At 67.3% G+C, this 7,826-nt stretch carries 9 protein-coding genes and 1 riboswitch; of the genes, 5 read left to right on the top strand and 4 right to left on the bottom strand.

Going from position 1 to position 7,826, the window contains the following annotated elements; translation table 11 throughout:
- Positions 1–145: 145 nt before the first annotated feature.
- The gene (locus tag FS507_RS06865; protein ID WP_145942039.1) at positions 146–1,300 is read right to left on the bottom strand and encodes an acyl-CoA dehydrogenase family protein; all 1,155 of its coding nucleotides are present in this window, start codon (positions 1,298–1,300) and stop codon (positions 146–148) included.
- A 12-nt stretch (positions 1,301–1,312) separates the two neighbouring features.
- Complete coding sequence (locus tag FS507_RS06860; protein WP_145942038.1) at positions 1,313–2,470, bottom strand: acyl-CoA dehydrogenase family protein; 1,158 nt, start codon at positions 2,468–2,470, stop codon at positions 1,313–1,315.
- Between the two features lie 183 nt (positions 2,471–2,653).
- Between FS507_RS06860 and FS507_RS06855 the strand changes: the two genes are divergently transcribed.
- Positions 2,654–3,316: an NAD(P)H-binding protein gene (locus FS507_RS06855; RefSeq protein WP_145942037.1), complete on the top strand. Its 663-nt coding sequence runs from the start codon at positions 2,654–2,656 to the stop codon at positions 3,314–3,316.
- Here the strand turns inward: FS507_RS06855 and thiE are convergent.
- Entirely contained in the window at positions 3,303–4,043 is a 741-nt protein-coding gene (gene thiE / locus FS507_RS06850) for a thiamine phosphate synthase (protein ID WP_145942036.1), read from the bottom strand. The two genes, FS507_RS06855 and thiE, sit on opposite strands and share 14 nt — an antisense overlap.
- A gap of 19 nt (positions 4,044–4,062) precedes the next feature.
- Positions 4,063–4,175, top strand: a riboswitch (TPP riboswitch).
- Between thiE and thiO the strand changes: the two genes are divergently transcribed.
- The 4 genes from thiO to moeB all read left to right on the top strand — a co-directional run bounded on the left by thiO (position 4,168) and on the right by moeB (position 7,560).
- Positions 4,168–5,325 carry a glycine oxidase ThiO gene (gene thiO / locus FS507_RS06845; protein WP_145942035.1) on the top strand — a complete coding sequence of 386 codons (1,158 nt, stop codon included), beginning with the start codon at positions 4,168–4,170 and terminating at the stop codon, positions 5,323–5,325. (Overlaps the previous riboswitch by 8 nt.)
- A 2-nt stretch (positions 5,326–5,327) precedes the next feature.
- On the top strand, positions 5,328–5,564 hold the full coding sequence (thiS, locus tag FS507_RS06840; protein ID WP_145942034.1) for a sulfur carrier protein ThiS: 237 nt from the start codon (positions 5,328–5,330) through the stop codon (positions 5,562–5,564).
- A 5-nt stretch (positions 5,565–5,569) separates the two neighbouring features.
- Positions 5,570–6,391, top strand: a complete 822-nt coding sequence (locus FS507_RS06835; RefSeq protein WP_145942033.1) for a thiazole synthase — start codon at positions 5,570–5,572, stop codon at positions 6,389–6,391.
- Entirely contained in the window at positions 6,388–7,560 is a 1,173-nt protein-coding gene (moeB, locus tag FS507_RS06830; RefSeq protein WP_145942032.1) for a molybdopterin-synthase adenylyltransferase MoeB, read from the top strand. Before FS507_RS06835 ends, moeB begins: the two co-directional genes overlap by 4 nt.
- Here the strand turns inward: moeB and FS507_RS06825 are convergent.
- A complete protein-coding gene (locus FS507_RS06825; RefSeq protein ID WP_145942031.1) occupies positions 7,546–7,815 on the bottom strand; it encodes a hypothetical protein in 270 nt (89 codons plus the stop codon). The two genes, moeB and FS507_RS06825, sit on opposite strands and share 15 nt — an antisense overlap.
- Positions 7,816–7,826: the final 11 nt, after the last annotated feature.

Below are 7,826 nucleotides of genomic sequence, written 5' to 3'. Positions count from 1 at the left end.
CCCACACCGCTATCGGAGGTTTGACTCCCTCAGCGCGTGTTCACAACCTCACGGGGAACTACAGCTAGTTCCCCCGCTCCGGCTCCGCCGACAGAACAACCCCCGCCTCCTCATCGGTGGCGGGGGTTGTTCGTTGCGCGGAACCTCAGCTGTAGACGTGCAGCTCGTTGTGCATCAAGGCGCTCGGGGTCTCTTCGAGAGTGCCGGACGCGACACCGGCACCCCGTGCCTCCAGCACACCTCCGTAGAGCTGTTGGAAGCCGGTCAGGGCTGCGGCGTAGTGGCTGACAGCGGTCTCGTAGGTCACGCCGATGCCCCCGTGGAGCTGGACCGACTCCTCAGCCACCACACGTGCCTGGCGGGCCAGGAACACGTAGGCGTCGAGTGACGCCGCCTCCAGCTCCTCCAGCGTCAGCTCCTCCGTCTGCGCCATCGCAGCGGCCCACAGCGCGGTGGAACGGGCGAGCTCGACATCCGCATAGAGCTGCGCGGCACGGTGATTCAGCACCTGGAAGTTGTTCAGGGTCACCCCGAACTGTTTGCGGACCTTGAGGTAGTCCACCGTCTGGTTCATGGCGGTGCCCATCAGCCCCACCGCGCGTCCACCCTGCACCACACGTGCGAGGGACACGGCGCGACGCAGCGCGCGGTCGGTGTCTTCGGCGCTCCCGCCGAGTCGCTCCGCCGGAGCCTCCTGGAAGGAGACGCGCCCGGTGGGCGCCCATTCTGCATCGCGGTGCACGGTTACCTCGACCCCGTCCCCCGGGGTGACGAGGTACACACCGGGCGCACCGTCCTCGACGGCGGTGACGAGGAAGGCGTCGACGTCGCCGGGAGCGACGACTGCGCGCTTCTCCCCTGTCAGCCGTCCACCGGTGACGGTCGTGGTGCGGGCGTCCGCCCATCCCGTGGTCGGTTCAGCATGGGCGAGCGTCACGAGACGCTCTCCCGCAGCCAGCGGCGGCAGCCAGGTGGACTTCTGGTCGTCGGACCCGAGGTCCTGGAGCAGCCACGCCGGGACGTAGGCAAGGTCAGTGACCTGTTCGGGGGCGGCGAGCTCGCCCAGGGCCTCCGCTGCGGCATAGGCTTCCCCGACCCCGGCACCGGCACCGTCATATTCTTCGTCGATGACCAGGGCGGTCACACCGAGTTCGGCGGCCTGACGCCAGAGATCACGGCGGAAGTCCAGGGCTACCTCGGGCGCGTCCGCGCCGGCGGTGGGATCTCCGTCGGCACCGGAGAAAACGCTCCGGACGGAGTCAGCGAGCATACGCTGTTCATCTGTCAGGGAAAGATCCATGTCGTGGTGCTCCTAAAGTCCGAGAATGCCCTTGGCGATGACGTTCGCCTGGACCTCATTGGTGCCTCCGTAGATGGAGACCTTGCGGTTGTTCAGGTATTCGACGACCGGGTCACCGTAGACGCCGGAGTCATCGACGGTGATCTCGACGGCATCGCTACCGAGAGCTTCCACCGCCAGTTCGTTGAGTTCCTGGAGGATCCGGCTCCCCTCGATCTTCAGCATCGAGGACAGCGGGCTCGGCTTACCGTCCGCACTGGCGGCGGTGACCCTCAGCTGTGTCGACTCGACCGCCTTCAGCCGTAGCTTGACGTCGTAGAGGCGGTTGCGGAAGATCGGGTCGTCGAGCACGCGCCGGCCACCGTGGGTGCGGGCGGCGGCCATCTCCACGAGGTCTGCGTAGTGCCGCTGGCTGGTACCGACCTGGGTGATGCCGTTGCGCTCGTTTCCCAGCAGGAACTTCGCGTAGGTCCAGCCCTTGTTCTCTTCCCCGACAAGGTTCTCGGCGGGGATCCTGACGTCGGTGAAGAAGAACTCGTTGACTTCCACCGAGCCGTCGATGAGCCGGATCGGCCGGTGTTCGATGCCGGGGGTGTCCAGGTCGACCAGCAGGAAAGAGATGCCCTGCTGCGGCTTGGGAGCGTCCGGATCGGTGCGTACCAGCAGGAACATCCACTCGCCGTACTGACCGAGTGTGGTCCAGGTCTTCTGACCGTTGACGATGTAGTGGTCGCCGTCCCGGACTGCCGTGGTCTTCAACCCCGCAAGGTCCGATCCCGCGCCCGGCTCCGAGAATCCCTGCGACCACCAGATGTCCAGGTTCGCCGTCTTGGCCAGGAAACGGTCCTTGATGGCGTCGCTTCCGAATGCCGCGATGACAGGCCCCACCATGCCGGTGTTGAACGCCAACGGCTCCGGGATGCCGGCCCGCTGCAGCTCGTTGGTGAAGATGTGCCGCTGGATGGGTGTCCAGTCCTGGCCCCCGTACTCCACCGGCCAGTGCGGGACCGCGACACCGTGCTTGTTGAGGACGCGCTGGGAATCGATGATGTCCTCGCGGGTGACGTGGCCGGCGCGCGTGCGCGCGCGAATTTCTGCAGGTACTTCAGCAAAAATACTGCGGAGTTTGTCGCGGAAGGCGACATCCTCCTCGGAAAGCTCGAGATTCACGGGCACTACTCCTCAATTATGTCTTGAATCACCGTTCAACATGGACGTGACCCACATTACTACTTCTGGCGCCACTTGGGGAGTCGGCCCGTGACGTCGCCGTCGTGTACGGGAATAGACGGAGCTGTCCACCTGTTGTGGACACCAGACAGAGCCCGAACCAATCTGCACAGGAGGAAGATCATGACGAACGTTCTCATCATCGGAGGGCACGGCAAGGTAGGTCTTCTCGCCACCCCGAAACTGGTCGACCGTGGCTTCTCGGTGACGTCCCTGATCCGCAACCCGGACCAGGTCACCGAGATCGAATCCCTGGGTGCCACCGCACTGCTCAAGGACGTCACCGAGGTAGCCGCGGACGAATGGGACAGTATCCTGGCGCGTTTCGACGTGGTCGTCTGGACGGCCGGGAACGGAGGTCGCGGCGGCCCCGAGGTGACCTACGCCGTCGACCGCGCCGCCGCTCTCGCCGTCGTCGACTCCCTGGAGAGGCTCCGCGATTCGGGGACCACGCCGCGGTACCTCAATGTGTCCTACGCCGGGGCACGGAACCACACCGTCCCCGAGACCGACAGCTTCTTCCCGTACGCGGACTCGAAGAAGACGGTGGACGACCGTCTGGTCGCGACGGAGGGTCTGGACTACGTGATTCTCGGGCCCGCGACGCTCACGGAGGATCCCGCCGAAGGAGCAGCCCCCGTCACCGACGACCTCGACAGGTCAGACGCACACACCGCGCGTGAACTCGTCGCCGACGTGATCGTCGAGTTCGCCGGCCGGGAAGACCTGTCCGGGCAGCGCACGGTCGAATTCGTGGACGGCACCTCACCCGTCAGCGACCTCTGACACGACGGACTTCCGGCACCCTTCTCGTCAGTTGCGCTTTCAGCTCTGAGGCGGCCTGGCGCGGATCGTCCGCCTCGGTGATCGCCCGTACGACGACCGCACGCCGGGCGCCGGCCGAGAGGACGTCCGGCAGGGTGCGCCGGTTGACCCCGCCGATCGCAAACCACGGCGTCGCACCGCCAGGCTCCCCTCCCCCGCCGCCGACCATCTCGGCGGTCCGGGCCACAAGCCCCAGCCCCGTCGCTGCACGACCGGGCTTCGTCGGTGTCTCCCACACCGGTCCGGTGCAGAAGTAGTCCAGGTCGGGATCACGGAACGCCGCCTCCGCCTGGCCGGATGAATGGGTGGACAGCCCGAGGACGACGTCCGGTCCCAGCAACCTACGGGCCTGGGCCACGCTCAGGTCGTCCTGCCCGACGTGCAGCACGTCAGCCCCCACCAGGGCGGCGATGTCCGCCCTGTCATTTACCGCGAACAGCGTGCCGTGTTCCGCGGCGACCTCGGCGAGGATCTCGATCGCGGCCACTTCGTCACTGGTGTCGAGCGTCTTGTCCCGCAACTGGATGACGTCGACACCCCCGTCGTAGGCGGCATGCAGGAAGTCCCGGAGATCCCCCTGCTCCCGGCGCGCCGGTGTGCAGAGGTAGAGCGACGCCTCCTGCAGGAGTTCCCTGCGTCGTCTCCCTGCCGCGGTTTCGGGGGCACCCGTGCACTGATGTAGGTCCATGTGGTGAGATGGTAGCCGTTACGCGAACTACGGGAGCCCCCGACGCCGGGGCTGAGAGGACCGGGAGCCACCGGTCGACCGTCGACACCTGATGCGGATCATGCCGCCGGAGGAAAGAACGCACATGCCTGAGACACTCGTCGTCGGCGCCGGGATCGCCGGGCTCAGTTCGGCCTGGTATCTGCGGCGGGCCGGCCATACCGTCACCGTCATCGACCCTGACCCCGGCAACGGCGCCAGCCACGCCGCTGCCGGCATGGTCGCGCCGGTCAGCGAAGTTGTCCACCAGCACGACGCCATCCGGCCACTCATGCTCGCCTCTGCCGGGGAGTACCCGCAGTTCATCGCGGACCTTGAGCGGACCGTCGGACATCCCGTCGGTTACCTGCAGACCGCGACACTGGGCGTGGGAGCCACCCCCGGTGATGTCGCGGCCTTCCGGGACCTGTCCGACGTCCAACGTGCTGCCGGCATGGCGGTGGAGCAGCTGACCGCCCGCCGGGCACGCCGGTTGGAACCGTCCCTGGCGCCCGGCGTCTCAGGCGCTTTTCTCGTTGCCGATGACCACCAGGTAAATCCACGGACGTTGCTCGAGGCCCTCGCTGAAGCGGTGTACGCCCCGTCCGGGGCAGGAGGCCCGCAAGGGCGTCTGGTCCGGGAGCGGGTGGTTGCTGTCCTGCGCGAGGGTGGCACCGCCACCGGCGTCCGCCTGGCCGACGGCAGGGAGGTGCGTGCTGAAGCGACCGTCCTGTGCCCCGGGGTGTCTTTCCCTGCTATCGACGGCCTCCCCGAGGCCCAGGCCGTCCGGCTGCGCCCGGTGCACGGGGACATCCTCCGGGCGCAGGTGAAGCCGGGCCGCCCTGCGCTGCTGGAACGCACCGTGCGCGGCCTGGTCGACGGCAGACCCGTCTATCTCGTCCCCCGTGCCGACGGCGAGATCGTCATCGGGGCGACGGAACGGGAGGACGGTTTCGACGGCGTGTCACTGGAAGGCGTCCACCAACTGCTCCGGGATGCGCAGATCCTCGTGCCGGGTGCGGCGGACCTGGAACTCACCGAGATCCTGGCGCGTGCCCGGCCCGGCACCCCGGACGATCTGCCGTACCTGGGCGGCGTCCCCGGTGTGGACGGTGTCACCGTCTCCACCGGATACTCCCGCCACGGTGTACTGCTCGCGCCGCTCTGCGCCAGGCTCGCCGCCACGCTGGCGTCAGGTAAGGCTCCTCCCATCCCGCACGACACCAGACTTCTCACCACCACCTCCCTGGAAAGGACATCGTGAACATGCCGGACAACAACACCAGCGTCGCCGTCACGGTCAACGGGACAGAGCGTTCCGTGACCTCGACAACCACCGTCGGCGACATCGTCTTCGACATCACCGGACAAGATCCGGATACCGACGCACTGGGGCTCGCCGTTGCATTGGATTCGGCCATCGTGCCCCGTAGCCGCTGGGCCTCGGCAGTGGTCCGCGACGGCGCCGAGATCGAGATCATCACCGCCATGCAGGGAGGATAGTCACCATGACCGCTCACCAGTCGCAGTCGACACAGCTCACCATCGGCAGTTCGTCCCTCACGTCCCGGTTGATCATGGGAACTGGTGGAGCGACGTCCCTGGAGGTGCTGGAACAGGCACTCGTCGCGTCGGGGACGTCACTGACCACGGTGGCGCTGCGCCGGTTCAACCCCGCTACAGGTACCTCACTGTTCGGTCTGCTCGACCGCCTCGGAATCGATGTCCTCCCGAACACCGCTGGCTGCTACACGGCCCGCGACGCGCTGCTGACCGCACGGCTGGGCCGTGAAGCGCTCGGCACGAACCGGGTGAAGCTGGAGATCCTCGCCGACGACCGGACACTGCTACCGGACGTGATCGAACTGGTCGACGCGACCGAGGAACTCACCGCAGACGGTTTCGAGGTCTTCGCCTACACCTCTGACGATCCTGCGACGGCCCGGCACCTCGAGGCCGCCGGCGCGGTGGCGGTGATGCCACTGGGGTCGCCCATCGGAACCGGCCTGGGAATCCTCAACCCCCACAACATCGAGTTGATCTGCGACAGGGCGACTGTCCCGGTGATCCTCGACGCCGGCGTCGGTACCGCCTCGGACGCGGCACAGGCGATGGAACTCGGTTGTGACGGCGTACTTCTGGCCAGTGCGGTCACCCGTGCCCAGGATCCGGCGTCCATGGCGACGGCGATGCGGCATGCCGTCGAGGCCGGACGTCTCGCGCGGGGCGCCGGACGCATCCCCCGCCGCCCCTGGACGCAGGGCGCCCTGGCGTCGTCCACTCCGGACGGCTTGATCGACAGTAGGTCGGCGAGCGGATCGGCACTGTGACCGGCCCACTCACATTCCCGCTGGTCGAACCCGGGGCGGAGCTCACCACCGAAGAGCTGTCCCGCTACGCCCGACATCTGACGCTCGACCAGGTGGGGATGACCGGTCAGCGTCGGTTGAAGAATGCCCGGGTTCTGGTCATCGGTGCCGGCGGGCTGGGGTCTCCGGCGCTCCAGTACCTCGCCGCCGCCGGGGTCGGTACGCTCGGCATCGTCGATGATGACGTGGTGGAGGTGACGAATCTGCAACGCCAGGTCGTCCACGGTGTCGATTCACTCGGTGCACGGAAGGTCGATTCCGCTGCCGCGGCCGTCGCCCGGATCAACCCTCTGGTGACTGTCGAACGCCACGCCGTGCGGCTGGACGCCGACAACGTCACCGAGATCGTCAACGACTACGACCTCGTCCTCGACGGGGCCGACAACTTCGCCACGCGCTACCTCGTCTCCGACGCCTGCACGTTGACCTCCACGCCCTGTGTCTGGGGCTCGATCCTCCGCTTTGAAGGGCGGGTCTCGGTCTTCTGCTCCGGGCCGTCCCATGACGGAGTGACCTACCGTGACCTGCATCCGGACCTCCCTCCCCCGGGATCCGTCCCCAGCTGCGCCGCCGGTGGCGTCATCGGCTCGCTACCGGGGGCCGTAGGCTCACTGATGAGTACGGAGGCGGTGAAGCTGATCACCGGGTGCGGGGAGCCGTTGTACGGGCGTCTCCTCCTCCACGACGGTCTGTCGATGAGCTTCCGCGAACTACGTGTCACCGTCGACACTGACGCTCCTCCGGTGACGGCCGTGCAGGACGTGGAGGACATGGTCCAGGTGTGCACGACCGATCCTCACCCGACGGTTTCTCCTGAGGACCTGGAGGACCGGATGCGGGCGGGCGCTGTCCTCGTGGACGTCCGTGACGCCTGGGAACGTGACGTGGTCAGCATCCCGGGTTCCGTCCCCGTCCATCTGTCTGCGGTGGAGGAACGCGGTGCCGCCGCCCTGCCGACGGCACTGCGCAACCGTGACATCATCTTCCACTGCAAGTCCGGCACCCGGTCGGCCCGTGCGGTGGACGCCGTGGCATCCCATTTCGCCCGGCGCGAGGAGAACGTCGGCCACCTGGAGGGTGGCGTCCTGGCGTGGGTCGAGCAGATGCAACCGGGGTTACCGATCTACTGACCGCGCGATGAGCTCCCGCACCGGGATATTGAGCACCGCGCCCTGGGCACCCACCGACAGGATCGAGAACGACGAGCCGACCGACGCCACGGACATGAACGACCCCAGCGACACCGCCGAGAACGACGAGCCGACGCTGGCGAAGGACGCGAAGCAGCCCGCCGAGAGTGCGGACAACGCGGAAAGTGCCGAGCGCCAGCTCAGTGCACTCAACAAGGAACGGTCAGAACGAAAACTCGGGGTAGAGGGTGCCACGGCAGTCTCCT

It is taken from the genome of Corynebacterium glyciniphilum AJ 3170 (assembly GCF_007673095.1).
Lineage (GTDB): Bacteria > Actinomycetota > Actinomycetes > Mycobacteriales > Mycobacteriaceae > Corynebacterium.
Note: the sequence above shows the minus strand (reverse complement) of the source record. Positions and strands in the feature narration are given on the sequence as shown.